Genomic DNA, 23,413 nt, shown 5'->3' on the forward strand with positions numbered 1-23,413 from the left:
AGGCGTTAATTGTAAGGAAAATCCCACGTGACACCCATCATTAAATCTTTCCCGTTCGGCCAACACACTTGTACTTTAGAAACCGGCGTTATCGCCCGTCAGGCCGACGCAGCTGTTTTGGCCAGCATTGGTGATACCACCGTACTGGTCACTGTAGTTGGTAAAAAACAACCAAAACCAGGTCAGGACTTTTTCCCACTGACCGTAAATTATCAAGAAAAAATGTACGCTGCCGGCCGTGTGCCTGGCGGTTTCTTCAAGCGTGAAGGCCGGCCGTCTGAGGGTGAAACCCTGACATCGCGCCTGATCGACCGCCCAATTCGTCCGCTGTTCCCTGAAGGCTTCACCAACGAAGTTCAGGTGATTGCGACTGTGGTCTCTGTGCAGCCTGAAATCCAGCCGGATATCGTGGCTTTGATCGGTACCTCCGCGGCGCTGGCGCTGTCTGGTATTCCGTTTGCTGGCCCTATCGGTGCCGCCCGGGTTGGTTACATCAACGACCAGTACGTGCTGAACCCATCAGAAGTAGAGCTGAAAGAAAGCAAGCTGGACCTTGTAGTCGCTGGTACCAACAATGCCGTGCTGATGGTGGAATCCGAAGCCAACCTGCTGTCGGAAGACATCATGTTGGGCGCTGTTGTCTACGGCCATGAGCAAATGCAGGTCGCTATCACTGCCATCAACGAACTGAAAGCCGAAGCTGGCAAGCCAGTTTGGGATTGGCAACCTCCGGCGAAGAACGAGCCGTTGATTGAAAAAATCCGCAGCCTGTCTGCCGACGCTGTCGGCGAAGCCTACCGCATCACTGAAAAAGCCAAACGCTATGAGCGCGTTGGCGAAATCAAAGCAGAGCTGATCGCTACCTTAAAAGAGCAATTGGCCGAAGGCGAGACGCTGGATGAAAACGAAGTTGGCGAGATTTTCCATAACCTGGAAAGCCAGGTCGTGCGTAGCCGCATCATTGCCGGTGAGCCGCGCATCGATGGCCGTGAGCCGGATATGGTACGTGCTCTGAGCGTGATGACCGGTGTACTGCCACGTACCCACGGTTCTTCACTCTTCACCCGTGGTGAAACTCAGGCGCTGGTTACCTGTACTTTAGGTACCGCCCGAGATGCACAGAACGTCGATGACTTGCTGAGCGAGAAAAAAGACTACTTCATGCTGCATTACAACTTCCCTCCGTACTGTGTGGGCGAGACTGGCATGGTCGGTTCACCGAAGCGTCGCGAAATCGGTCACGGCCGTTTGGCTAAGCGTGGTGTGCAAGCGGTAATGCCAGCTTTTGATGAGTTCCCGTACACGGTTCGTCTGGTATCTGAAATCACCGAATCGAACGGCTCCAGCTCAATGGCGTCTGTTTGTGGCTCTTCACTGGCGATGATGGATGCCGGTGTACCAATCAAAGCCTCTGTGGCCGGTATTGCCATGGGGCTGGTGAAAGAAGGCGATAACTTTGTCGTACTGTCCGATATTCTGGGTGACGAAGATCACCTGGGTGATATGGACTTTAAAGTAGCCGGTACTGCCGAAGGCATCACTGCGCTGCAGATGGACATTAAAATTGATGGCATTACCCGTGACATCATGCAAATTGCGTTAAAGCAAGCCAAAGCGGCTCGTTTGCACATTCTGCAAGTGATGGATCAGGCGATTTCTTCGCACCGTGAAGAGCTATCTGAGCATGCGCCACGTATCTACACCTTAAGCATCAACCCGGAAAAAATCCGTGATGTGATTGGTAAAGGTGGTGCTGTGATCCGTCAGATCACCGAAGAGTCTGGCTGTACCATCGAAATCGAAGACGACGGCACGGTCAAAGTAGCTGCCACCAACAGCAAGCAGGCACAGGTTGCGATCGATAAGATCATGCTGATCACTGCTGAGCTGGAAGTGGGGCGGATCTACGACGGTGAAGTAGTCCGTATCGTAGACTTCGGTGCCTTTGTTAATGTGCTGCCTGGCAAAGACGGCCTGGTCCACATTTCACAAATCGCGGAAGAGCGGGTGAATACCGTATCGGATCATTTGACCCTGGGCCAGAAGGTCAAGGTCAAAGTGCTGGAAGTGGATAAGCAAGGACGGGTTCGCCTGAGCATCAAAGAAGCACAAAGCAAGCAAGATGCGCCTGCTGAATCTGCTGATGCCTAAGTCTATCCAGCTGTGTGTCCTGGCAGCAGCTTTGCTGCTGGGACTGACTGGCTGTGCTGCCCAGCACAGCCATGCTCCTGCCTACTGGTTAACGCCAGAACCTTTGCCTGTTCCAGAGCGAACTGAAGTGGCCATTGCCCGTTTGACGGAAATTCTGCATCGCGCGGAATTGACGGAACAGCAATCGGCGCAATTGCACTATGATCGTGGAGTGATGTACGAAAGTGTTGGCCTGACATCACTGGCGCGCTTTGACTTTATGCGGGCATTACGGTTGCAGCCGGATCTGGCGGGTGCTTATAACTTCATGGGCATTCACTACACCCTGGCCGGTAACTTTGATCAAGCCTATGAGGCTTTTGACTCTGTGTTGGAACTGGACCCAGGTTACGAATTTGCTTATTTAAACCGGGCGCTGGCCCTGTACTACGCCGGCCGTATTGATTTGTCCTTGTACGACTTTGTAGAGTTTCAGCAGCGTGATGTGACCGATCCATACCGGGCAGTCTGGTTGTTTCTGGCTCAGTCGGAATTGGATCCTGCTACAGCGGCAGAGCAGCTGGCTATGCAGCGCGCGACTCTGAATGACAACAACTGGGGGACTCAGTTAGCGGATTTCTTTTTAGGACGCCTGAGTGAAGCCGACTTGTTGTATAGCGTCACCAATGAACTGACCAGCCAGAAGCAACTGGCAGAGCGTTTGTGTGAGGCTTATTTTTATCTGGCCAAATGGCACAGCATGCAAGGAGATACCGAGCGTGCCATACATAACTTTAAGCTGTCGCTGGCCACCAATGTGTTCGAGTTCCTCGAGCATCGCTATGCCCGGCTGGAGTTAGCCCGGTTGCGTGATGAACCTCTGAGCGTGGAAGATGAGTTCTTCTAAACTCAACCGTTGTTTATCGAAAAGCCAGCTTGCTGGCTTTTTTGCTCTTGGTTTGCTGCTGGGGTGCCAGCCACAACAGCCCAGCCCGGAACAAGCACTGATGGATGCTGCTCATCAGGATGCCGAAGCAGCTTACCGGCTGGCACAACGGCGCTTGGCCCGGCAAGAGTTGGATGCAGCATTGCACTGGTTTGAACATGCCTGGGCACTGGGGCAAAATGCTGCCGCAACACCTGCCTTGATGCTAAGGCAGCGCCAGTCAGGAAAATTAGCAACAGCTCAGTGGTTGGAGCAGCAACTGCAAATGCAGCAATTAAGCGAGCAGGGGCTTGAGTTGGCGGAACTTGGGCTTTGGCACTTACAGCCGCAACAAAGCATGGATTGGCCTTTTTGGCAGCAGCAAGGCCTGACCGACCAACCTGGCTGGCAGCCCGAGCTGGGCTGTCAGTTGACCATTCAGCCTGTTGCCGTTAATGCCGCTGCTGCCGAGCAGTGGTTAAGCTTACAGCAGGCCTGGCAACAGGATACGCAATTGGCGCAGCTACCGGTCTGCTTTAGCGCACTGCAATTGGTGAGCAGTACTGAGCTTGCCTGCAGCGAAAGCTCTGACAGCCGCATAGCTTGCGATTATCAACAGTTGGTCCCCTATATTCGCGATCACCGGGCGCAGCAACTGGTCATTCTGGCAGGGCGTGGCAAGGCCAGCTACAACAATGGCATTATTCAGTTGCCGGAGCGTGCTGAACTGTCGTTGCTGCGGCATGAGTTTTTACACATTTTCCGCTTTATGGACGAATACGCTTTACCGCCGGCAGCGGCAGCTGAAGTCTGCCAGCCTGAGCAGATCTATCCGAATATTCTGATAGGAAAGGAGCAACTACCTGCCTACCAACAACACTGGGGCCGGTTGCCTGAGCCTTTGGTGCTCACTCCGGTAGCCACTTGTTTGCATAGCCCTTATCAGGCCTACCGGCTAATCGCTGAAAGCAACAGCATGGAGTTTTATCAGCTGGATTTACCGGATTATTACCTGCAGTTGGTGCAGCAACAATTAAAGCAACCGGAGTTGCTGATGCCGGTACAATATTATCTGGCCTATAAAGCACGCGTGCATGGTTGGAAAGCAGACTGGTGGCGTTTAATGCAATTAGCAGAACTGTTGGGCTATCCGGATGCCAGCCGGCTGCTTAGTCAGCGTGGCTTAACTCCGATAACTCCCGCTCCAGTAACTGATCATCGCCCAGATTTAACTGCACCAGCCGCTTTAAGTGACTGATGCTGTCCAGATCGATTTTTTCACAGTGCAGGCCTAGTAGTTGCTCGGTTTGATGCGCTACCCGGGCCTGCATCACAATGCAGAGAGCGCTGTCTTGCAGTGGGAAATGTAACTCCAGCAAGTCAGTTTCGCTGGGAAAATCTGCTGGTCTTGCAACCAAAGCACCCTTGAGCGATAGATCCAACAGCTCAGTCGCATAAGTGCTAGTAGCCGTTTTAACACTGGCCGGCCCATGAAATGAAATGCGATGAAAGCGGCGGTTATCCATCAAAGTACCCCGTGAAAGAATTTGGTTAAGCATAGCTGGTTCAGTACACATTATCATCTCTTTTACTGCCTGAATTGGCAAACATCGAATCGCTGCAGTACACTTTGGGTATCCGGCATATTTGGCAATCGATAGTGGTGGCTATGAATGTCTATCTGGAGCAGTTGGCGCAGTCGGTAACGACCGCATCGGACCTGGAAAGCCTGACCAGGCCTTTACTGGCTTTGTTGCAGGAAATGACCGGTTTGGACTCCACCTATCTTACCAAAGTTGATCAAACGGCTGGCTTCCAGCAAATTCTCTATGCAATGAATACTGCTGAATTGACCTTGCCTGAAGGTCTTAAAGTCCCCTGGGAAGATACCCTATGTCGTCGGGCTATTTTACAAGAGCGTTTTGTCACTCAGGATGTATCTGCGATATGGGGCGATTCGGATGCAGCCCGGGAGCTTGGGCTGCAAACCTATGTCAGTGTCCCCGTGTATTTAAGTGATGGTGAGTTGTTTGGTACCCTTTGTGGAGCCAGTGCGGTACCCACCGAAGTCGAGGCCAAACACAGTAAGATTTTACAGCTGTTTGCTCAACTGATTGCCTGGCAGTTGGAACGGGAACGGCAATTGTCGCTGCAATCTCAACGGGCGCAGGATGCGGAGCATCGGTTGCATGGCATGTCATTACTGGCCGAGTTGGGTGATCTGTGTTTATTGGCCAGTTCCTTGACCGAAGTGCTGCAAAAAGCCAGTGTCTTATTACAGCGTTTGCCCGACTGGCCCCTGGTGCTGCCGTTCCGGCAGCGTGCAGCTAAGGCGGAACTATTGGTAACGCTTAAACTGACGCCTGATCAACATGAAGCCGTGTATTACCTGATCCGCTGTTACAGCAAAAAAGCCATGGAGCAGGGCGAGGTGCTCTGGTTGTGCCAGGAAGAAAATGAAGCGGTCAGTGCCATGCGAGCCATGCTGGGATTAAAACCGACCGGTGCCGTGGCCTGTATTACGGCCGAGAATCATGATGAACTGGAAGGCGGTATTTTATTGCTCAGCCAAAGCGACGACTTACCGGACCCATCCTTAATTCTTAGCTGCACCAATTACCTGTCACTGCTGGCTACCCGCTTATACGACCAAAGCCGTTTGCTGCAAATGAACAAAGAACTCAGTGTGCATGCACTGCATGATCCCTTAACTGGTTTAGCCAACCGGCGTTATTTGCAGGAAAGTTTGCAACGCACCATGGCGCAAAAAAGCCGCCATGGTGGGCAGTTGTTGCTGGCTTTTATTGATTTGGACAAGTTTAAGCAGATCAATGATGAACATGGCCATCAAATCGGGGATGCTTTTTTAGTGGCGCTGGCTAGCCGTCTGCAGGCCGTGATGCGTGAAGGCGATCTGGTAGCGCGCTATGGCGGCGATGAGTTTATTGTGATGGCTTGCCTGGCAGCCGAGGACGATGCCAATCGGGCTAGTAATAGCCTGTCCGTAAAGCTGCAGCAAGCCACCAGCGGTACCTTCGTCTTACAAGGGGTATCGTTGCAATACGCTGGGCCCAGCATTGGCATGGTACTGTGGCAGCCGGGAGGCGCAGATATGGAAAGCCTGATCCAGCAAGCAGATCAGGCCATGTATCAGGTGAAGCAGCAGCGCAAGGCAGCAGTGAAGAGTTGAGCTTACTTGGATGCTATGAAAAAACTTCTGATTACGCACATCAAAAGTTGAACGGCTCTGTTAAGAAGAATGCCTGGCAGCTCATTGTGCGGCATAGTCTTTAGGCTTCCATAACCGCTTTCAAACTCTACCTGCTCTAGTCAGCCGTAAATGTCCCCAGATTTCCATCACTATGTTCTATTGGCTGTGTACGCGAGTGCAAGAAAGTAGCATGGTTCTGGTTCGGAGTAATGTGATTATTTGGAGCGTTTGGTAAATTTCAGTTCGAAATAACGCGCACTATTGTAACAATCTTTTTAATTATCTCGTCTATACTCAAGTAGCATATTGGAACGACACAAGGTGGCAGAGCGGAAGTCTTGTGATCCTCAACAGCAAGTGACCAATGTGCTGTAACTCTAAGCTCATTGAAAGCTGGATTTCAGTGCTGCATGTTGCTGCCAATGCCCAGCAGGTAGCAAACCATTCAGAAAATCCGACGTGCTTTTTCTAAAGCAGGCAATCGTTCACTTCTTTAATGGGAGCTCATGTCTTATCCCTAAAAGCGCAAGGTTGGTACAGTATTTAATAACTAGAAGGAATTCAATTATGTTTTTACGGCAAAGTGTGTGGGCAAAAGGTGGTGACTTTAGCGACCCGCTACTATTTTGGTATGCCAAAGGCGTTGCAGAGTTAATGAAACGGCCTTTAAGCGACAAAACCAGTTGGCGTTTTCTAGCTGCTATCCACGGTGAAGACTTTAGCAATAACAGCGGGACTTCCTTTTGGGAGCGCTACCATTATTATACGCCTGGTGAGTCATTACCCAGCAAGGCAGAGCAAGATGCATTTTGGAATCAATGTCAGCATCAATCTTGGTTTTTTTTACCTTGGCATCGCGGCTATTTGATATCGTTAGAATCCATTGTACGTGACGCCATCGTCAAACTCGGTGGTCCATCTGATTGGGCACTTCCTTACTGGGACTACTGCAACCCAAGCCCAACTGCCAGGGGCTTACCGCCAGCATTTAGCGCCACAACCCTGCCTGATGGCAGTCCTAACCCTTTGTTTGTCCAACAACGTTATGGTGCTATGGTGAATCCTCCAACGTTACCTTTACCAGTAGATGATGTATCGCTAAAGAACCTCAACATCATTCCTTATGTCGGCACTTCCGGCGGTAGTCCCGGTTTTGGCGGGCCTAAAACAGCCTTTCATCATGGTGGAGGCTTCTCTGGTGGCTTAGAATCGTTGCCTCATAACATTGTGCATGTCGATGTGGGACAGGAGTATGGTGGCGGAGCGGGTCTTATGGCCGATCCGGATCTTGCAGGATTGGATCCTATTTTTTATTTGCACCATGCCAATATAGACAGGCTATGGGCACTTTGGCTCAGCCTGGGGGATGGCCGTGCCAACCCTAACGATCAGAGCTGGTTGCAAGGTCCAGTTAGTCGTCGCTTCATTATGCCCATGCCTAATGGGCAAGACTGGGTATATGCACCCAAAGATGTTCTTATCCCTGAGCAGCTTGGCTATCGTTACGACCCATTAGACAATGGCGATATTGTTCCACTAAGCAGTAAAAGCTCTCGACTGGAACAGTTGGGCTTAAGGGCTTTGGTTGCACCTGCGTTACCGCCAGCCGAGCCTCCTTCCCATACAGAGCTTTTGGGAGCCAACGATGCAATCATCACTTTAGACAGTCCTCAACAGAGCGTCATTAAGCTTGATCATCGTATGATGCAGCGTAGTGCCCGTGGTTTTAAAGCTGATGTGTTGGTAGAGTCGGCCAGTCAAGAGCCCGATCGCTTCTTCCTTAACCTGGAGTCTATTCGAGCCAACCGTGAAGGCTTAAGTCTTGATGTGCATTTGTTGCTAGATACTAAAGAGGTTAGGCTAGCACCTCTGGGGTTGTTTGGTATCAAAAATGCTTCACGTCAAGACTTAGCGCATGGCGGTGCCGGTTTAACCATTGTTTTGGATGTTACCGACGAGTTTGATCAGCTGCATCAGAGTAAGGGTATTGAAAACCTCAGGGATGTTGTGGTGAAGCTCACGCCACGCACCGCTAACACCGAAGGATCTGGTTTAAGTGTTGAGCGCATTAGTCTCTATCGTCAGCAGTAAAAACCGGGCAGCGGTTGACTAAATTTTTTGCCGCTGCCAACAATCATACATTGGTCTACAGAGATTTTGGCGCATGAGCACAGCAGACAATCAGGCTGTTCATTTTGGGCGAATCCATGCCCAGCTACATTTTGCACAACACTTGGTTTTACCATTAGGTAAAGTCAGTGAATTAAGCGAATGGATACAGAGCCAGCACCCAATATACCTGCAAATACTAGGGATCAGTGGTGCTCGCGAAGGTATTACGCTTGAGGTGTATCTGCGCTCGGAAAACAGCTCAATATTACTGATCTCTGAGGGGCTGTACGGGTTAAAAAGTGCCAGTAAGTTCTCAGGCGGGCTATCGATTTGCACCGATATATCGGCAGAGTTACAACAGCTCTGTCAGCAGTGTTTAAGTCGCCACAGCATCTGTTCTCTGGTGTTGCAGCCACGCTATAAGCGCAATGATCAAGAGCCATTGCAGATTATGCAGGTCTCACTCCTTGCAGGCCGTTAGAGAAGGGTAACTTATGAAAATTAGAAGCTATATCTGGTTTTTAGCTCAGCCGCCATTGCCGATTTTGCTCCTGATTTCAGCCATTGCCTGGTTATTATTGTACTTTGGTGGTCACGAGCACACTGCCCATCAACTCTCCTCAACCATGCAAGATATGCCAATGGCTCACCAACATCAAATGTACAGCCAACCCCTTGCCCCGGTCCGAGAGCTGCTTCACTCCGCTCTTGTTCAACTTTCCGGTTGGGCGATGATGGTATTGGCCATGATGTTTCCACTGCTGCACAATGCCATTCGTCATATTTGGCAACGGAGTTTGCCGAGATTACGCCTTTTAGGAAGCGTGCTTTTTTGTTTAGGTTATTTATCGCTGTGGTTTGTGGTTGGCTTACTGTGTAACCTGATGCTGATGGCACTACACAACATACCTCTGACGCAAATCGTCCTTGTTGCCAGCGCAATTGTCCTGTTATGGCAAGCCTCACCAATGAAACAGTGGGGATTGAATTACTGCCACTACAACCAAAGACTGGCGCTTTCTGGCTGGCGCTATTTTTATGATTGCTTGAGTTTTGGTATTAAAAAAGGTAGTTGGTGCATAGTTTCGTGTTGGCACCTGATGGTGTTTCCGATGCTGCTTGATTCTTTTTTGCTGATGTTTATATCGATGCTGACAGTCTGTGGATGGATGTTTTTTGAACAACATCTATCCCCACGCCAGGTAGCGTGGCATGTCCCGTTTCGGTTTGAATATTTACGAAGCAGCGGGCGATATAAACAAGTTAGCGGCTAGATAGCATGGTGGAGCAGTAACATGAATCGTCGCTCCTCCTAACTCCACCCAATAACAGAGTAACATCGCATATTTTGTTTTGAAGCTAAAATTGGTGCATAAGTGCACCAACCAGTAAAGTGAAAGGTAAGAAAACCGGCAATTGCCTATGCCGGTCGGTTAAGCGAGCTAGAGAACAGCATGGTAGCGTGCTACTTATCGTTGCAAGTCATCATTGCTTAAGCAGGGCTAAAGCTGCTGACAATCTCTTCACCAGCAGCCTGGCGATCGGCATGGTAGCTGGATCGCACGAAAGGCCCGCAGGCAGCATGTTTAAAGCCCAGCTCATAAGCAATGCGCTTAATTTCATCAAACTCGGCTGGTGGCACGTAGCGCTCTACCGGCAAGTGGTGCTTGCTGGGTTGCAGGTACTGACCAACGGTCAGCATATCGACATCGTGCGCCCGCAAGTCTTTTAGCACTTCAATCAGCTCTTCGGTGGTTTCGCCAAGGCCGACCATCAGGCCGGATTTGGTGGAAATATGCGGGTGCGCGGCTTTAAAGCGCTTTAACAGCTGCAAAGACCATTTGTAATCGGCGCCCGGCCGTGCCAGTTTGTACAGACGAGGGGCGGTTTCCAGGTTGTGGTTAAACACATCCGGCGGGGTCTGGGTCAAAATATCCAGTGCTGTGTCCATACGGCCTCGGAAATCCGGTACCAGCACTTCAATTTTAATGGCTGGGCTGTGCAGGCGAATTTCGCGGATGCAATCAGCAAAGTGCTGGGCACCGCCATCGCGCAGGTCATCCCGGTCTACCGAGGTGATCACCACGTATTTTAGCTTCATATCCCGGATGGTGAGCGCCAGTTTTTCTGGCTCTTCGGCGCTTGGTGGCAGTGGCCGGCCATGGGCTACATCGCAAAACGGGCAACGCCGGGTGCAGATAGCCCCTAAAATCATAAAGGTAGCGGTGCCATGGTTAAAGCACTCTGGCAGGTTAGGGCAGGCCGCTTCTTCACAGACCGAATGCAAGCCGTGCTTGCGCATCGCGCCTTTGATTTCGTCAATGCGCTCGGAGCTTTTTGGCAGTTTGATTTTCAGCCAGTCCGGTTTGCGCAGCATCTGGTCGCGCTCGGTTGGTAACACCTTGATCGGGATCAGCGCCATCTTGTCGGCGTCGCGAAGTTTGACACCGGGTTGCATACGTGCGGTTTTAGTCATGCTGCCTGTCCAATCCTGTATGGTAACGCAGTTCATCACAACCAAGCTTTTGGCTGAACTGCTGAATCAGTTGTTGCTCAATGGTGTTGATAGTCATAGGGCCAAAATCACGGCATTGAATCATTTCCATGCCGGCATAACCACAGGGATTAATGCGGGAAAATGGCGATAAATCCATATCAACATTCAGTGCCAGGCCATGAAAGCTGCAGCCTTTACGAATGCGCAGCCCAAGCGAGGCAATTTTTTTGTTGTCTACATACACTCCAGGTGCATCTGGCTTGGCGTATGCCTGGATCTGAAAGCTGGCTAAAGTATCAATCAGTACTTGCTCCAGTAAGGTCACCAGCTCGCGAACCCCGATTTTCCGTCGCTTTAAATCCAGCAGCACATACACCATTTGCTGACCGGGGCCATGGTAAGTGACCTGTCCGCCCCGATCAACCTGTACCACCGGGATATCTCCAGTGGCCAGAATATGCTCAGCTTTGCCAGCCTGACCCTGGGTAAAGACCGGCTGATGCTGTAAAAACCATAGCTCATCCAGGCTATGCTCATTGCGTTCATCGGTAAAGGCTTGCATGGCCTGCCAAATCGGCAGGTACGGCTGAATACCGAGCTGACGGATGATCAGGGCATTGGTGGCTGTTGTCATTAGAGTACGTAGCGCACCAGTTCCAGTTTACTTAATTCGGTATAAAGTAACTCTATGTGGTCTTTGTCGACGACACGTACGCCGATGGATACGGAGTGATAGTTGCCTTTGGTACTTGGTTTGACGCTGGGGCTGTAATCAGCGGCTTCGGCGTGTTGTTGCAGCACACCAATGATGTCGTCCACCAGGCGTTCATGAGCCACACCCATCACTCGAAATTGAACGGTGCAAGGGAAATCAAGCAGTGCATCAAAGTTGGTATTTTTTACAGGGGTAACCATGCCAGGCCTCCAGATCAAACAACCCGGCTATTTTACTGCATTTCGCCGGGTTGTAACAGAGGCAGCTGGTCGAGCGGATGGAATCAGTTAAACTGCATCTTCAGGTAATCCATCATGCGCTTGAAAAAGCCACCGCGCTCTACCGCATCCAGAGTGACCAATGGGTATTCGGCAATAGCTTCGCCGTCCAGGCTAAGCTGCAGGCGGCCAACGACCTGGCCACGCTCAATCGGCGCCACCAATGACTGCTCCAGTTTTACTTCAGTGTGCAAATTACGCTGCTGACCACGAGGAATAGTGATAAGGCTTTGCTGACCAACACCTAAGCGAACGCTATCGACTTCACCTTGCCAGACACGGGGCTCTGCAAAGACCTGGCTGGCAGGAAAAGGTGTGATGGTTTCAAAGAAGCGAAAGCCATAATTCAGTAACTTTCGGTTTTCCTGGGCACGGATCTGTTCACTTGGTGAGCCCATAACAACCGATATCAGTCGCATATCATCACGGGTTGCCGAAGTAATCAGGCTATAGCCAGCCTCTGAGGTGAAGCCGGTTTTAATGCCATCCACGGCCAGGTTGCGGTCCCATAACAGCGAGTTGCGGTTGTATTGGCGGATATTGTTGTAACTAAACTCACGTTCGGAATAGAGCGCATACATATCCGGTACATCGCGAATCAAGGCTTTGGATAAAATGGCCATATCGCGGGGGGTGGTGCGCTGGTCCGGATGCTGCAGACCATGGCTGTTACCAAAGGTGGTGCTGTGCATGCCCAAGCGCTGAGCATGAGCATTCATCAAATCAACAAAAGCACTCTCGCTACCGGCGATATGCTCTGCCATGGCGACACAGGCATCATTACCTGATTGCACCATAATACCACGATTGAGATCGGCCACGGCTACCTGGGTGCCAACCTCAATAAACATCAGGGAAGAGCCCGGAAAGTTTCGCGCCCAGGCTCGCTCACTGATAGTAACCATATCGGTATCGGCGATGTTGCCACTTTTTAGTTCAGAGCCGATGATGTAGGCAGTCATCATTTTGGTCAGACTGGCCGGCGATAACAACATGTCTGCATTGTGTTCTGATAGAACTTTACCGGTATCATAGTCCAGCAGAATATGTCCTTTTGCATTGATTTCTGGAGGTGCAGGCACTACGGATACAGCCTGAACCTGGGAACAGGCCAGCGCAACAATGATCAATGCAATACAACGGGTAACAGTTTTCATAGCACCTTTTCTTTTATTAACAGTGGAACTTGTCTGAATCAGCCGCAAAGGCGACTGTCGGTAAAATAAGCCGATGGATACAGCTCTGCTTGCAGTTGTTGCAACCAGTCCTGGGCCTGAGAGCGATCAGCAATAGGACCCACCAGCAAACGGAAAATTCCGTTATGGTGACTTATTTTGGTGGTAAAAGCCAGTTGCTGCTCTATTTGCTGGCCGAGCTCACTGGCTCTTTGGTCGTTTTGACTGGCAAAGACCTGAATGTAGCAAGAGCCGGCAACTTGTGCTGGTGCTGTGGTTGCCGTTACGGGTTCGATAGCAACCAGGTTTTCAGTAAACTCTGGCCGGGCAGCAGCTACCAACACTTCGGAATCAGCACTTTGGTTCACCATTGCCGGCGATGCTATCAGCTCAACCTGAACTGGCGCTGTACCTTGTTGTAGCATGCCTAATTTATGGGCAGCGGCGTAGGATAAATCAATAATACGCTCCTGATGAAAAGGGCCGCGATCGTTCACCCGGACGATGGCGCTTTGCTGGTTGACCAGGTTCGTGACCCGGACATAGGAGGGCAAGGGCAGTGTTTTATGGGCCGCACTCATGCTGAACATATCATACACCTCGCCATTAGAGGTTTTATGGCCATGAAACTTCATGCCATACCAGGAGGCGATGCCAGTTGCTTTGTACTCGGTCAAATCAGTTTTCGGCTGGTAATCAACACCAAAAATCCGGTAGGCGTGATTGCCACCCCGACTTAGTGGTTGAATGCTGGGTTCAGGATCGGTCATTTCCAGCAGTGAAGGCAAGCGATCCGGTTTATGGTCTTGTTCAAACTGATAGCGGCCGGCATTGGGAGACACATGGTCATTATTTGCCGGGCGATGGCTACAAGCAGCCAGGGTGAGTAAACAAAGCGACAGAGTCAGACAACGAAGATGCATCACAAAAACTCCTGTTTATGAGGATGCTAAAATACGCTTGTGAGTACTGATTGACATCAGAATACCAAAAGCCGCCAGCAATGTAACCATGGAGGTACCGCCGTAGCTGATCAGGGGCAGTGGCACACCAACCACCGGTAAGAGCCCGGATACCATACCAATGTTAACAAATACATAGACAAAAAAGGTCATGGTTAAGCTACCTGCGACTAGCTTGGAAAAACTGTCCTGTGCCCGGATAGCCAATAGCATGCAGCGGCCAATCACAAACAGATACAGGCTCACCAGCAGGACCACTCCCATCAGGCCGAATTCTTCGCTTAACACGGAAAAAATAAAATCGGTATGACGCTCTGGCAAAAACTCAAGTTGGGACTGAGTGCCTTGCAACCAGCCTTTACCTTGCAAGCCACCAGAGCCAATGGCAATTTTGGATTGAATGATGTGATAGCCCGAGCCGAGCGGGTCGGTTTCCGGATTTAAAAAGGTCAGTACCCGGCGCTTTTGGTAGTCATGCATCACAAAAAACCACATGACGGGTAAAAACGAAGAAATTAACAGCCCGATAAATGCGATCAGGCGCCAGCTCATGCCGGCTAAAAACAGCACCATAATACCTGAAGTGGCTATCAGCAGCGCAGTTCCCAGATCGGGTTGTTTGGCAATTAGTAAGGTGGGAACCACACACATCACAAAGCCTACCAGTAAACGCCAAATTTTGGGCGGCAGGTTATGATTGGAAATAAACCAGGCAATGGCCAGCGGTACGGCCAGCTTCATGAGTTCAGATGGCTGAAAACGGATAAAACCAAGGTTTAGCCAGCGCTGAGCACCTTTGCCTACTTCTCCAACCAGCAAGACGGCGATCAGCATCAATAAACCGAGGATAAAAACCGGCAAGCCCCAGCGTTTATAGGTTAACGGACTGATTTGGGCAAACACCACCATCACCGCTAAAGCCAAACCAAGTCGGATCAGTTGTGCCTGCATCATCGCCTGGCTTTGGCCACTGGCACTGTACAATACCAGCAGACCAAAACCCATCAACGCCAATAAGCCGAGCAGTAAAGGTGCATCGATATGAAAAATAGCCAGGCCGCGTGGCCGCTGAGATTCGCTGATTACATCATTCACTGATTCACCCCAGCGCTGAAATAGTAGTCAAAAAGTTGGCGGGCGACAGGGGCTGCGGTGCTGCCACCACCACCGGTATTTTCTACCACTATGGCAACCACAATGGTGGGATCTTCTGCCGGCGCATAACCAATATACATGGCATTATCCCGGTGCTGCTCCTGCAAGGCATCCGCATCGTATTTAGCATCTTGGGCAATGCCTACTATCTGGGCTGTTCCTGTTTTCCCACCGGAGCTGTAATTAGTCCTCTGAAAAGCGCGAAACGCGGTGCCCTCTCTGGTGTTTACCGTTTGTTCCATGGCATCCAGAATTACTTGCCAATGCTGTGGGTCCTGGATACGAACCGCCTGCTCACGTTGATAGGAGACAGCTTCAAACTCGCCTTGAAAGCGCGTGCCCTGCAATAAAGTTGGCACTACACTGTCACCACGGTTGACCAGGATGGCGGTACTGGTGGCTAACTGCAGTGGGGTAGCAGTCCAATAGCTCTGGCCAATTCCCAGTGAGACGGTATCACCCGGAAACCAAGGCTGATTATAGCGAGCTCGTTTCCAACCACGAGATGGCATAATGGCGGCAGACTCTTCGTGGATATCGATACCAGTGCGCTGGCCAAAACCAAATTGCTTCATCGAATCCGAAATGGCATCAATACCTAACCGGACAGCCATATCGTAAAAGTAGGTGTCATTACTTTGGATAATGGCGCCGTACACATTGACCCAACCTTGGCCATGTCGGCGCCAATTACGAAAGCGACGTGAATAGTTTGGGAGCTGATAATAGCCAGGATCCCAGATGCGGCTGCTTGGCGTGATGATGCCCTGATCCAAACCAATTAAAGCCAGATGGGGTTTAATGGTCGATGCGGGGGGATAAATACCTTGCGTCACCCGGTTAATCAATGGCCGATCAAAAGAGTTGAGCAGAGCGTTGTAGTTGCTACTACTGATACCATGTACAAACAAATTGGGATCGTAACCCGGGTTGCTGTAAAAAGCCAACACTGCTCCGGTACGTGGATCCAGTGCGACCACGGCACCTCGCAGACCTTCCAGTGCCTGCTGTGCGGTCAACTGCAAGCCAACATCCAGACTCAATATCAGATCCTGACCTGAAATGGCTGGATCCGAGCGCAGGGTACGAATGACCCGACCACGATTGTTGACTTCGACTTCCTGATAACCAACACTGCCGTGCAGCAATCGCTCGTAATAGCGCTCCAGGCCAATTTTGCCAATATGACGGCTGGCAGCATAGTTCGCCGCCAGTTCCTGCTCGCGAAGCCGTTGCAGGTCATTGCTATTGATACGGCCAATGTAACCTATCGAGTGGGTGAACAGATCACCAAAAGGGTAGGTGCGGCTTAGACGGGCCTCTAAAGTAACCCCTGGAAAGCGGTGTTGATTAACGGCGAGGATGGCCACTTCCTGCTCACTGAGTTGCTCTTTTAAAGCGATGCTATTGAAGCGGCGTTGACGACGCACATCCTGCAGAAAGCTTTCTTGCAGCTCCGGGCTGATATCAATGAGCTTAGCCAGTTCCGCCAGTGTTTGCTCTATATCAGCCACTTGCTCCGGGATGATCTCCAGTGAATGTACCGGGGTATTTTCCGCCAGCAAAATGCCGTTTCTGTCGTAAATCAGCCCTCGATTGGGAGCTACCGGCACCACCTTGATGCGGTTCCCCTCTGAGCGGGTTTGATACTCATGGTACGAACGTATCTGTAAATGATACTGATTGAATAGCACCACCATGAAGGATAACACCACGATGGAAAAAGCCACCAAAGCGCGACGTTTGAACAACAAGGCTTCGGCGGCATGATCCTGGATGGCTTCTCGCTGTCGGCGCATAGTCACTCGCGATGATAGGGGTGATTGGTACAAATACTCCAGGCCCGGTACAAGCTTTCAGCCAGTACTACCCGCACCAGGGGATGCGGTAGGGTCAGAGCCGATAGCGACCACTTGGCCTCACTGGCTGCCATGCATTCGGGGGCCAAGCCTTCAGGGCCTCCGATCAGCAGACAAACATCGCGGCCATCCAGCTGCCACTGGGTAAGCTGGCTGGCCAGGGTAGGGCTATCCCAGTTCTTACCGGTTACTTCCAGTGTGACAATGCGAGCTCCTTTAGGTACAGCAGCCAGCATTTTTTCCCCTTCTTGCTGCAAAATACGTTTGATATCGGCATTTTTGCCGCGTTTTTGTGCAGGGATTTCAATCAGCTCCAATGGCAGATCACGCGGAAAACGCCGGGCATATTCCTGATACCCACTTTGTACCCAGGCTGGCATTTTACTACCCACAGCAATCAGTATCAGCTTCATGCTGGTGCTAGTCCTGCTGTGGCAAAGCGTTAATCTGCATGGTTTTTAAGCGCTCCAGAGCTTTTCCAACTGATAAAAGCTGCGGGTATCGTCCAGCATAACATGCACCACCACATCGCCTAAATCCAGCAGAACCCATTCACCGGCTTTGTCACCTTCAATACCCATAATGTCTATGCCAGCTTGCTTGCTTTCAAGAGCCACATGATCGGCGATGGATTTGGTATGGCGGTTGGAGGTACCGGAACAAATGACCATGAAATCAGTAATACTGGATTTTCCGCGAACATCCAGTGTGACAATATCGCGGCCTTTCATATCTTCAACTTTTTGCTGCACAAAACTAAGTAATTCGCTACTTTGCACCTGTTTTCCTTTATCACGGGGTAAAAACTAAATTTTATCACTTTTTAACGCGACTTGTACTCTCTTTAGCCGACTCTTTCTTCCAGGCACTGTAACTATAGCCAAATAGCCTTAAGCTGTGAGCTTCATGGCTGTGAGGTTACCCTGCTATATAGAGTTCATGCTGGCGGATATAGTTCCATACAGCTGATGGTAACCACTCCGGGCAGCTTGCCAGCTTGGGCAGCTCTGCACGCAACTGACTGGCCGAAACAGCCAGCAATGGATTTTCCAGCACCAAAATCCTTCCCTGACCGGGTTGTTGCAGCTCCTGGGGCTGCTGCAGTTGCCGTTTTACCAGCAAGGCCTGACTTTCAGCAGAAAGTTGTTCATAGTCGGGGCGTTGGCAGACAATCAAATCGGCCAGTTGCAAGATCTGTTGCCAGCGATGCCAGCGGGTAAACTGATTAAAGGCATCCATTCCCAGTATAAATGCCAGTTGATGCTTTGGGTATTGTTGCTTCAGCTGTGCCAGGCTGATAGCACTGTAGGAGGGACGGTGTTGCCTGAGCTCCAGTGGCTCCAATGCCAGTTGAGGGTAGGGTGCAATGGCTAATTGAACCATCTCTGCGCGTTGCACAGCACTCACACCCGGGCTAGCGCGGTGTGCTGGCAGATGGCACGGCATCAGTCGCACCTGCTCCAATTGGCAGGTTTGCTGTACATGCAGTGCTGTGCGCAGATGGCCGTAATGAATGGGATCGAAGGTGCCACCAAAGATGCCAAGCAGGGGATTAGTAGTGTTCATGGCGCTGCAACGAAAAAGTTTTGGGGACGGGTGCTAAAAACAGACTACACAAGTGGGTTAAGGCCAGTGGCAATTGAGTTAATTGACCACCTTTGTATTGACGATCAAAGCTGGCCAGCTCTTGCAACAGGTAGTGCAACCAGTTCAATGGCAAGCGTTGCATGGCTTGCTGGTACAGTGGTTGACGTTTCGGCCAAATACCCAATTGTTTGAATAGCCCAGTCCGCTCTGTAGATGAGGCTTGTTGCAGCTGCACTAAGTGCTGTACTTCACGATGCAATTGCCAGCACAGCAACGTTGGTTCTTCATCTTGGCCAAGCAGTCGCTCTAGCCGGTGAAATGCCTGCTGCCTCTGACCTGCCAGCAAGGCATCGCACAGTTGAAACACCGAGAAGCTGGATTGGTCCGATAAAAACTCGGCCAGTGCATGTTCATCCAGGCTGCCGCGGCCAAAGGTCAACAGCAGCTTGTCCAGGTTTTGTTTTGCTGCCAGCAGGTTACCGCTGCAATGGTGCAAAAACAGCTGACAGGCATCTGGGGTAAGTTGGAGTCCGTTTTGGCGCAATTGCTGTTGCAACCACTTCTGAAACTGCTGGTCATCCAGTGGATAAATACTGACAAATACACTGTCTTTGGGCAAGGCTTTAACCCAGCTTAATTTGTTGATTTCTGCCGGGCTGCGTTCACCGTGCAGCAGCAACAGGACGTCTGGGTGCAGTAGGCCCAGCAGCTGTTTCAACTCTTTGCCAATGGCTGCGGTTAATTTCTGGTTCTGAAAATCCAGCTCTATGATCTTCCGTTGGCTAAATAACGACAAGCTCTGGATGGCGCTGTACAACGGCTCCCAGTCAAACTGAGCTTCCAGACGAAATTGCTGACGTTCATCAAAGCCTTGCTGGCGTGCTTTGGCCCGAATTAGATCCAGGCCCTCTTGTTTTTGCAGCGGTTCTTCACCAAACAACAGATAACAGCCAGCCAGTTGCTGTTGCAGATACTGCGACAGCTGGTTGGCATACAGCTTATTCATGTACCAATACGCCCTAACTGACGTAGGATGCGCTGCGCGGCCTGCTCACGCAGCTCGGCCAGCATCAGTTCCAGCTCCCGTGCTTTGGCCAGCGCCCGGTTTGGATCGTCCTGGTAATCACGGAACAATTCAAACTCAAATACCTGAGCTTCTGCGCCCGGTGTCTGAATGCTGTAGCGCACCTGATAAATCAGCTCGTACTCCGCCACTTGTCCATTGGGGAAAAGCGACAGGGTGCGGCGCTCCAGCGAGTCGTGCAGCAAGTAGACACTGGGGCTGTCTTGCTCGGGTTGGTTCAGCAACACAATCTGATGGCTTTGCAGGCGCTGGCGCAAAATGGTCGCCAGCTCTGAGTGGCGCTCTGCCTGCAAATAGACGCCATCAAACAATTGCAATGGCAACTGGCCACGCAGCTGAAAGCCGCAGCCGGTCAGTTGCCAGGCCAGTACTACGAACAACAGTAGTCGTAGCGCTTTGGTAGTGTTCACTTAACCCACCACCAGGTTCAGCAGTTTGCCCGGCACATAAATAGCCTTGCGAATGCTGACACCTTCCAGGTAGCGCTGCACATTGTCATCGGCTTTGGCTTGCTCCAGCACCTGCTCCTGGTTGGCATCGGCGGCGACGGTCAGCTTGGCACGCACTTTGCCGTTGACCTGCACTACAATCAGCTTTTCGTCTTCCACCAGAGCGCTGTTGTCAACTTGTGGCCAGTTGCCATCTTCCAAAGCGGTTTGCTGACCCAGCTCACGCCACAGGAATTGACAAAGGTGCGGTGTAATCGGATTCAGCATTTGCAGCAAGGCCAGCACGGCTTCCTGCATTACGGCTTTATCCTGTTCAGTCTCCAACGGCGCTTTTTGCAGTTTGTTGCTTAGCTCCATAATGGCGGCAATGGCGGTATTGAAGGTATAACGCCGTGCCAGGTCATCAGTTACTTTGGCAATGGTTTTGTGCAGTTCACGCCGTAGCACTTTTTGTTCATTGGTAAGTGCAGGCAGATCCAAAGCTGTGGTTGCCTGATGCTGGCTGTAGTTATGTACCAGCGCATAAATCCGTTTCAGGAAGCGGTGAGCGCCCTCTACAGCTGAGTCCGACCACTCCAGTGTTTGCTCTGGTGGCGCGGTAAACATCATAAAGAGCCGCACGGTATCCGCGCCAAACTGCTCGATGACTTGCTGTGGATCGATGCCATTATTTTTTGATTTTGACATCTTGCTCATGCCCGCCGACAACACCGGCTGACCATCGCTATTTAAGGTGGCACTTAGGATGCGGCCTTTGTCATCACGTTCGACGCTGACATCCTGCGGTGAGAACCAGCTCTTGCTGCCATTGTCGTGTTCACGGTAGAAGGTCTCAGCCAGCACCATGCCCTGACACAACAAACGTTTAAAGGGTTCATCCGATTGCACCAGGCCAACATCACGCAACAGCTTATGGAAGAAGCGGGAATACAGCAGATGCAAAATGGCGTGCTCAATGCCCCCTATGTACTGATCGACCGGCAGCCAGTAATTGGCTTTGGCCGGATCCAGCATACTGCTGTCGTTGTTCGGGCAGGTGTAGCGGGCATAGTACCAGGACGACTCCATAAAGGTATCGAAGGTATCGGTTTCATGAAAAGCTGGCTGGCCCTGATAGCTGGTTTTGGCCCACTCAGGATCCGCTTTGATCGGCGATTGTACGCCGTCCATCACCACATCTTCCGGCAGCCGAACCGGCAATTGCTCAGCCGGCACCGGCACCTGAGAACCATCTTCCAGGGTGAGCATTGGAATGGGGGTACCCCAGTAACGCTGACGGGAGACACCCCAGTCGCGCAGCCGGTAGTTGACCCGTACTTCACCGCGGCCAAGTGACGCCAGTTTATCGGCAATGGCCTTAAAGGCAGCCGTAAAATCCAGGCCGTCGAACTCGGCCGAGTTCACCAGTGTGCCTTTCTCGGTATAAGCCGCTTTGGTTAAATCCAGTGCTGTGCTGTCATCCAGCGGGGCTATCACCTGCTGAATAGGCAACTGGTACTTGCCGGCAAATTCGTAGTCGCGCTGGTCATGGGCTGGTACCGACATCACGGCACCAGAGCCATAATCCATCAATACAAAGTTAGCGACCCAAATAGGCAACTTGGCGCCGGTCAGCGGATGCACCGCGTAGATGCCGGTTGCCATGCCTTTTTTCTCCATAGTGGCAAGCTCGGCTTCGGCTACCTTGCCGCCTTTGCATTCTTCGATAAAGGCAGCCAGCGCCGGATTGTTTGCCGCGGCTTGCAGCGCCAGCGGGTGCTGGGCAGCCACTGCCATATAGGTGACACCATACAGCGTATCTGGCCGGGTAGTGAACACCGAGACCTGCTGATCAGAGTCAGCCACATCAAAGGTGATTTCCACCCCTTCCGAGCGGCCAATCCAGTTTTTCTGCATGGTGCGAACCTGCTCTGGCCATTCGTCCAGTTGATCCAGGTCGGCCAGCAACTCTTCAGCGTAATCGGTGATTTTAATGAACCACTGCGCCAGCTCGCGTTGTTCGACCAGGGCACCAGAGCGCCAGCCGCGGCCATCAATCACTTGTTCGTTGGCCAGAACGCACTGATCGATCGGATCCCAGTTCACCGTCGACATTTTTTTGTACACCAGGCCTTTTTCGTACAGCTTGGTAAAGAACCACTGCTCCCAGCGGTAATACTCGGGCTTGCAGGTGGCCAGTTCGCGCGACCAATCGTAACCAAAGCCAAGGCGCTTTAACTGGGTGCGCATGTAGTCGATGTTTTCGTAGGTCCATTTGGCAGGAGCCGTTTTGTGGTTAATGGCGGCATTTTCTGCCGGCAAACCAAAGGCATCCCAGCCCATCGGCTGCATCACATTTTTGCCCTGCATACGCTGAAAGCGGCTGATCACATCGCCAATGGTGTAGTTGCGGACATGGCCCATATGCAGACGTCCGCTTGGATAAGGAAACATGGAGAGACAGTAGAATTTTTCTTTACTGTCATCTTCAACCACTTTAAAAACCTGGTCGTTGTCCCACTGCTGCTGCAAGGCAGTTTCTATCTGGTGCGGATTGTACTGTTCGTGCATTAAGGTCTTCCAAACTAAGCATCAACGAAGGGCTCTCTGCTGCAAAAAGTGCAGCTTTTCGAGGGCGCGAAAAATTCGCTATAGGATACCGCAGCCACTGACTTACAACAACTTGAAAACAGCTTTGCTATACTGAAGTCAAATGCAGCCAGCAGGAGTATCGATGGAACTAAAAAAGAAATACCAGGCTTGGTTAACGCAGTTGGCGGATATGGTTAGCAATGCTGAGAAAGACTCGGTCGACCAGTTGATGGCATTGAATAAGCAAGTCCGCGCTTATTTTCAGGCGGGTAAAGACTTAACCGCCCATGAAACCCGGCTTTTTGTCGAAACCTTAAAACGCCAGTGGCAGGATACCGAGACAGATGCTGAAGAGCAGCCATCCTTGTGGCCAGAGGCCTTGTGGTATGAGCTGGCACAAATCACCGATCGCAGCCAGGTGGAGTGGCAGGAAATTCTGGAAGACTTCCGGCACAAAGGCGTTTATTTTCAGGGCGAGCGAGTTGGTATGGGTTGCTATCGCTGTGAACACTGTGGCGAGCGGGCCAATTATTACCATCCGGCGGAATTACTGGCCTGCACCAACTGTGGTGGGGTGAGTTTTAACCGGGAAGGGGTACCACTCGATTAAAGTTGAAATAACCAAGGCTCGAAGCGGCCAGTAATTCACTGGTCGCTGCATTCTGTCTGTGCGTATAATACCCTTCATTCAACATGAGCCCCA

22 protein-coding genes are annotated in these 23,413 nt (G+C 51.2%); 8 read left to right on the top strand and 14 right to left on the bottom strand.

The window, feature by feature from the left end:
• The first annotated feature begins 27 nt into the window (after nt 1-27).
• From pnp to ABC502_RS05885, 3 genes are read left to right on the top strand one after another with little or no spacing between them, the layout of a single operon-like run.
• Nucleotides 28-2,151, top strand: a complete 2,124-nt coding sequence (pnp, locus tag ABC502_RS05875) for a polyribonucleotide nucleotidyltransferase (RefSeq protein ID WP_345915206.1) — start codon at nt 28-30, stop codon at nt 2,149-2,151.
• Nucleotides 2,123-3,037: a lipoprotein NlpI gene (gene nlpI, locus ABC502_RS05880; protein ID WP_345915207.1), complete on the top strand. Its 915-nt coding sequence runs from the start codon at nt 2,123-2,125 to the stop codon at nt 3,035-3,037. The genes pnp and nlpI overlap by 29 nt, the downstream gene beginning before the upstream one ends.
• Nucleotides 3,024-4,313, top strand: coding sequence for a hypothetical protein (locus ABC502_RS05885; protein ID WP_345915208.1), 1,290 nt, complete (start codon nt 3,024-3,026; stop codon nt 4,311-4,313). Before nlpI ends, ABC502_RS05885 begins: the two co-directional genes overlap by 14 nt.
• Here the strand turns inward: ABC502_RS05885 and ABC502_RS05890 are convergent.
• Nucleotides 4,225-4,614 carry a PilZ domain-containing protein gene (locus ABC502_RS05890; protein WP_330086121.1) on the bottom strand — a complete coding sequence of 130 codons (390 nt, stop codon included), beginning with the start codon at nt 4,612-4,614 and terminating at the stop codon, nt 4,225-4,227. The genes ABC502_RS05885 and ABC502_RS05890 overlap by 89 nt on opposite strands.
• Nucleotides 4,615-4,724: 110 nt before the next feature.
• Here ABC502_RS05890 and ABC502_RS05895 point away from each other — a divergent pair, with 110 nt between their 5' ends.
• From ABC502_RS05895 to ABC502_RS05910, 4 genes are all read left to right on the top strand, one after another.
• A complete protein-coding gene (locus ABC502_RS05895) occupies nt 4,725-6,245 on the top strand; it encodes a sensor domain-containing diguanylate cyclase (RefSeq protein WP_345915209.1) in 1,521 nt (506 codons plus the stop codon).
• A gap of 552 nt (nt 6,246-6,797) precedes the next feature.
• Nucleotides 6,798-8,357: a tyrosinase family protein gene (locus ABC502_RS05900; protein WP_345915210.1), complete on the top strand. Its 1,560-nt coding sequence runs from the start codon at nt 6,798-6,800 to the stop codon at nt 8,355-8,357.
• 142 nt (nt 8,358-8,499) lie between these two features.
• Nucleotides 8,500-8,859, top strand: a complete 360-nt coding sequence (locus ABC502_RS05905; RefSeq protein WP_345915211.1) for a hypothetical protein — start codon at nt 8,500-8,502, stop codon at nt 8,857-8,859.
• A 13-nt stretch (nt 8,860-8,872) separates the two neighbouring features.
• Complete coding sequence (locus ABC502_RS05910; protein ID WP_345915212.1) at nt 8,873-9,652, top strand: DUF2182 domain-containing protein; 780 nt, start codon at nt 8,873-8,875, stop codon at nt 9,650-9,652.
• A gap of 218 nt (nt 9,653-9,870) precedes the next feature.
• Here ABC502_RS05910 and lipA read toward each other — a convergent pair whose 3' ends face one another.
• From lipA to leuS, 13 genes are all read right to left on the bottom strand, one after another.
• Entirely contained in the window at nt 9,871-10,854 is a 984-nt protein-coding gene (gene lipA, locus ABC502_RS05915; RefSeq protein ID WP_345915213.1) for a lipoyl synthase, read from the bottom strand.
• The gene (gene lipB / locus ABC502_RS05920) at nt 10,847-11,509 is read right to left on the bottom strand and encodes a lipoyl(octanoyl) transferase LipB (RefSeq protein ID WP_345915214.1); all 663 of its coding nucleotides are present in this window, start codon (nt 11,507-11,509) and stop codon (nt 10,847-10,849) included. Before lipB ends, lipA begins: the two co-directional genes overlap by 8 nt.
• The gene (gene ybeD, locus ABC502_RS05925) at nt 11,509-11,790 is read right to left on the bottom strand and encodes a DUF493 family protein YbeD (RefSeq protein ID WP_330086125.1); all 282 of its coding nucleotides are present in this window, start codon (nt 11,788-11,790) and stop codon (nt 11,509-11,511) included. Before ybeD ends, lipB begins: the two co-directional genes overlap by 1 nt.
• 83 nt (nt 11,791-11,873) lie before the next feature.
• Nucleotides 11,874-13,025, bottom strand: coding sequence for a serine hydrolase (locus ABC502_RS05930; RefSeq protein ID WP_345915215.1), 1,152 nt, complete (start codon nt 13,023-13,025; stop codon nt 11,874-11,876).
• Between the two features lie 38 nt (nt 13,026-13,063).
• Nucleotides 13,064-13,966 (bottom strand): septal ring lytic transglycosylase RlpA family protein, encoded by a 903-nt coding sequence (locus ABC502_RS05935; RefSeq protein WP_330086398.1) that lies wholly within the window; start codon nt 13,964-13,966, stop codon nt 13,064-13,066.
• A 15-nt stretch (nt 13,967-13,981) separates the two neighbouring features.
• On the bottom strand, nt 13,982-15,100 hold the full coding sequence (rodA, locus tag ABC502_RS05940) for a rod shape-determining protein RodA (RefSeq protein WP_345915216.1): 1,119 nt from the start codon (nt 15,098-15,100) through the stop codon (nt 13,982-13,984).
• Nucleotides 15,097-16,959, bottom strand: coding sequence for a penicillin-binding protein 2 (gene mrdA, locus ABC502_RS05945; protein ID WP_345915217.1), 1,863 nt, complete (start codon nt 16,957-16,959; stop codon nt 15,097-15,099). The genes rodA and mrdA overlap by 4 nt, the downstream gene beginning before the upstream one ends.
• A 2-nt stretch (nt 16,960-16,961) precedes the next feature.
• Nucleotides 16,962-17,432 (bottom strand): 23S rRNA (pseudouridine(1915)-N(3))-methyltransferase RlmH, encoded by a 471-nt coding sequence (gene rlmH, locus ABC502_RS05950; protein WP_330086129.1) that lies wholly within the window; start codon nt 17,430-17,432, stop codon nt 16,962-16,964.
• Between the two features lie 45 nt (nt 17,433-17,477).
• On the bottom strand, nt 17,478-17,798 hold the full coding sequence (rsfS, locus tag ABC502_RS05955; protein ID WP_330086130.1) for a ribosome silencing factor: 321 nt from the start codon (nt 17,796-17,798) through the stop codon (nt 17,478-17,480).
• A 139-nt stretch (nt 17,799-17,937) separates the two neighbouring features.
• Nucleotides 17,938-18,585, bottom strand: a complete 648-nt coding sequence (nadD, locus tag ABC502_RS05960) for a nicotinate-nucleotide adenylyltransferase (RefSeq protein WP_345915218.1) — start codon at nt 18,583-18,585, stop codon at nt 17,938-17,940.
• The gene (holA, locus tag ABC502_RS05965; protein WP_330086132.1) at nt 18,572-19,612 is read right to left on the bottom strand and encodes a DNA polymerase III subunit delta; all 1,041 of its coding nucleotides are present in this window, start codon (nt 19,610-19,612) and stop codon (nt 18,572-18,574) included. The genes nadD and holA overlap by 14 nt, the downstream gene beginning before the upstream one ends.
• Complete coding sequence (gene lptE, locus ABC502_RS05970) at nt 19,609-20,100, bottom strand: LPS assembly lipoprotein LptE (protein ID WP_330086133.1); 492 nt, start codon at nt 20,098-20,100, stop codon at nt 19,609-19,611. The genes holA and lptE overlap by 4 nt, the downstream gene beginning before the upstream one ends.
• Nucleotides 20,101-22,689: a leucine--tRNA ligase gene (leuS, locus tag ABC502_RS05975; RefSeq protein WP_345915219.1), complete on the bottom strand. Its 2,589-nt coding sequence runs from the start codon at nt 22,687-22,689 to the stop codon at nt 20,101-20,103. It abuts the gene before it with no gap.
• A 163-nt stretch (nt 22,690-22,852) separates the two neighbouring features.
• Here leuS and ABC502_RS05980 point away from each other — a divergent pair, with 163 nt between their 5' ends.
• Nucleotides 22,853-23,320: a hypothetical protein gene (locus ABC502_RS05980; protein WP_330086135.1), complete on the top strand. Its 468-nt coding sequence runs from the start codon at nt 22,853-22,855 to the stop codon at nt 23,318-23,320.
• Nucleotides 23,321-23,413: the final 93 nt, after the last annotated feature.

This window comes from Alkalimonas sp. NCh-2 (assembly GCF_039631345.1).
Classification (GTDB): domain Bacteria; phylum Pseudomonadota; class Gammaproteobacteria; order Enterobacterales; family Alteromonadaceae; genus Alkalimonas; species Alkalimonas mucilaginosa.

Excerpts from the sequence above, each read along its gene's own strand:
- nlpI (WP_345915207.1), top strand. The coding sequence starts at position 2,123 with ATGCGCCTGCTGAATCTGCTGATGCCTAAGTCTATCCAGCTGTGTGTC.
- ABC502_RS05885 (WP_345915208.1), top strand. The coding sequence starts at position 3,024 with ATGAGTTCTTCTAAACTCAACCGTTGTTTATCGAAAAGCCAGCTTGCT.
- ABC502_RS05890 (WP_330086121.1), bottom strand. The coding sequence starts at position 4,614 with ATGCTTAACCAAATTCTTTCACGGGGTACTTTGATGGATAACCGCCGC.
- ABC502_RS05895 (WP_345915209.1), top strand. The coding sequence starts at position 4,725 with ATGAATGTCTATCTGGAGCAGTTGGCGCAGTCGGTAACGACCGCATCG.
- ABC502_RS05910 (WP_345915212.1), top strand. The coding sequence starts at position 8,873 with ATGAAAATTAGAAGCTATATCTGGTTTTTAGCTCAGCCGCCATTGCCG.
- lipA (WP_345915213.1), bottom strand. The coding sequence starts at position 10,854 with ATGACTAAAACCGCACGTATGCAACCCGGTGTCAAACTTCGCGACGCC.
- lipB (WP_345915214.1), bottom strand. The coding sequence starts at position 11,509 with ATGACAACAGCCACCAATGCCCTGATCATCCGTCAGCTCGGTATTCAG.
- ybeD (WP_330086125.1), bottom strand. The coding sequence starts at position 11,790 with ATGGTTACCCCTGTAAAAAATACCAACTTTGATGCACTGCTTGATTTC.
- ABC502_RS05930 (WP_345915215.1), bottom strand. The coding sequence starts at position 13,025 with ATGAAAACTGTTACCCGTTGTATTGCATTGATCATTGTTGCGCTGGCC.
- ABC502_RS05935 (WP_330086398.1), bottom strand. The coding sequence starts at position 13,966 with ATGCATCTTCGTTGTCTGACTCTGTCGCTTTGTTTACTCACCCTGGCT.
- mrdA (WP_345915217.1), bottom strand. The coding sequence starts at position 16,959 with ATGCGCCGACAGCGAGAAGCCATCCAGGATCATGCCGCCGAAGCCTTG.
- rlmH (WP_330086129.1), bottom strand. The coding sequence starts at position 17,432 with ATGAAGCTGATACTGATTGCTGTGGGTAGTAAAATGCCAGCCTGGGTA.
- nadD (WP_345915218.1), bottom strand. The coding sequence starts at position 18,585 with ATGAACACTACTAATCCCCTGCTTGGCATCTTTGGTGGCACCTTCGAT.
- holA (WP_330086132.1), bottom strand. The coding sequence starts at position 19,612 with ATGAATAAGCTGTATGCCAACCAGCTGTCGCAGTATCTGCAACAGCAA.
- leuS (WP_345915219.1), bottom strand. The coding sequence starts at position 22,689 with ATGCACGAACAGTACAATCCGCACCAGATAGAAACTGCCTTGCAGCAG.
- ABC502_RS05980 (WP_330086135.1), top strand. The coding sequence starts at position 22,853 with ATGGAACTAAAAAAGAAATACCAGGCTTGGTTAACGCAGTTGGCGGAT.